Genomic DNA, 2,117 nt, shown 5'->3' with positions numbered 1-2,117 from the left:
ATCCAGAAACTTAACAGTGACCTGGTCACCTACTTTCAGACCCAGTTCAGCCGCACGTCCGCCACGGAGTTCAATCACTTGGTCAATAATTTCCTTTCCTGGACCATAGGTAGGACATTTATCGGTTTGGCAGGGAGGCACAGATTTTGCGATCGCTTTTACTTCCCCATTTCTTAGAAACACCATATCCAGATAGATTTTAACATTCTTCATCCAAAAGCTGACACGCCGTGGTGGGTCGAAGCCAAATAACATCCCCCGATCCGGTGCTAGAGATAGGCGATACATCAAACCCATTGCCTGTTGCTCAGGGGTCTGTGCCACTTCCAGCCCAATCCGCTCACCTGCGATGTCAGCCTCAGCAGAAATTGGTAACATTTGACCTAATTTGGTTGGTGATTGTGAAACTGATGGGGCTGTTGCTGGTGGTTGACCAGATTTCACAGAGTTACTATTTGTAATCTTTCCTGGAACTGACCCTGCTGAACAGCCCATGATTAAAATACTTAGTGCTATTGCACATAGAGTGATTTGAAACTTCATACCCACAACCCTAAGCCTCCCGCAACACATAACCAACACCACGCACCGTCTGGATTAATCGCCTTTCACCTTCATCTTCTATCTTGATACGTAAATAGCGAATATAGACTTCGATGACATTGGACTCTCCCATAAAGTCATAACCCCAAACATTTTCCAAAATTTGTTCGCGAGTTAATACTTCCCTGGGATGGCTGATCAAATACTTGAGCAGTTCAAACTCTTTCATGGTCAAATCAATCACCCGTCCGTTGCGCATGGCTCTACGCTGGCTTAGGTCTAAAGTTAGTTCTCCAAACCTCAGCTGCTCCGAGCCTCCTGTTTTTGGCTCTAGATAAAGGCGCACCATTTTCACAAATGGCTCGCTACGATAGGGTTTCAGGAAATAATCATCAGCTCCTGCTTCTATACAAGCCACTCGATCCTCTACTCGGTCATGAGCCATCAGCATGATTACAGGTACGCGAGAGCCTTCACGTCTGAGCTGATCGCATAATCTCAGCCCTGATTCTCCTGAAAGTGCTCTATCCACAACCACCATTGCTGGCTGGAGTTCACAGGCTTGATGGCAAGCAACGGAGGCATCAAGGGCAATGACGGTATGATAACCTGCTTCTTTCAAGTCCTGACTCAGCCGTTCCGCCAATATTTGATCGTTTTCTACAACTAAGACACAGGGATTCCTTTCCAGGGTCAGATTTGGCATAGATAATGCTTGTCAGCACAAGCTGGATATAACTATGGTGAATACCAACCCTGTTTTAGCATGTCGTCATTAAATAGTGCTGAGTGTTGAGTGAGTAATGGGTAATAGGTAATGGGTAATGGGTAATGGGTAATGGGTAATGGGTAATAGGTAATGGGTAAGCTATCAGCTATCAGCTTATGCGCTACGCGCACGCTACGCGAACAGCTATCAGCTTATGCGCTACGCGCACGCTACGCGAACAGCTATCAGCGGTTTGCAATTGGGTGAGGTAAAGAGTCCTGGGTTTTAGGGAACAGGGAACAGAAAACAGGCAAGAGGAACCCACCCCTAACCCCTCCCAGGAGGGGAAGGCAAGAGGAAAAAAAGCCTATTTACAACTATGAGATGCACCCTCTGTTCCCCGATTCCCGATTCCCGATTCCCGATTCCCGATTCCCGATTCCCTTTTTCCATATATCTCAAAACAAAAAAAATAGCCGTAGAAATACTATCCACGGCTATTTAAATGACTTATGTCACTGATTTCCCAAACCGAACCTGATGTGATCCTATTTGATTTACCTTGGTCTTTCGGCCACCCTACGGGACCAGACCGGAGCCAAGGCTCTGGGGGGAAGCCCCCCAGAAATTTAAGGTGTTATGGCAACAGCCAATACTTCATCATGGTTGTCATCACTTCCCCAGGAGTTTCAGTAGGTTCCAAAGGGCTCCAGTCGGCAATCTCCCCATAGCCTAGGGAATAAAACATTTGCATACTATAGATTACGGCTTGACGAGGACCTTTTAGAGTGTGCTCAACAGGTTGTTTATTGAGATTTTGCTTGAAGTTTTTTGACATAAGTCGAAACTTGGAATCATTGTGGTT

4 protein-coding genes are annotated in these 2,117 nt (G+C 46.2%); 1 reads left to right on the top strand and 3 read right to left on the bottom strand.

What is annotated here, in order from left to right; genetic code table 11:
* The coding region (locus F6K38_RS40160) for a DUF192 domain-containing protein (RefSeq protein WP_287360448.1) at nucleotides 1-543 on the bottom strand (543 nt) is incomplete at its 3' end.
* 10 nt (nucleotides 544-553) lie between these two features.
* Nucleotides 554-1,249 carry a response regulator transcription factor NblR gene (gene nblR / locus F6K38_RS40155; RefSeq protein ID WP_287263214.1) on the bottom strand — a complete coding sequence of 232 codons (696 nt, stop codon included), beginning with the start codon at nucleotides 1,247-1,249 and terminating at the stop codon, nucleotides 554-556.
* A 382-nt stretch (nucleotides 1,250-1,631) separates the two neighbouring features.
* Here nblR and F6K38_RS40150 point away from each other — a divergent pair, with 382 nt between their 5' ends.
* Nucleotides 1,632-1,757 (top strand): hypothetical protein, encoded by a 126-nt coding sequence (locus F6K38_RS40150; RefSeq protein WP_287263212.1) that lies wholly within the window; start codon nucleotides 1,632-1,634, stop codon nucleotides 1,755-1,757.
* Between the two features lie 132 nt (nucleotides 1,758-1,889).
* Here the strand turns inward: F6K38_RS40150 and F6K38_RS40145 are convergent, their stop codons facing one another.
* Entirely contained in the window at nucleotides 1,890-2,090 is a 201-nt protein-coding gene (locus tag F6K38_RS40145; RefSeq protein WP_287256772.1) for a hypothetical protein, read from the bottom strand.
* Nucleotides 2,091-2,117: the final 27 nt, after the last annotated feature.

This window comes from Moorena sp. SIO3B2 (genome assembly GCF_010692525.1).
GTDB lineage: Bacteria > Cyanobacteriota > Cyanobacteriia > Cyanobacteriales > Coleofasciculaceae > Moorena > Moorena producens.
Note: the sequence above shows the minus strand (reverse complement) of the source record. Positions and strands in the feature narration are given on the sequence as shown.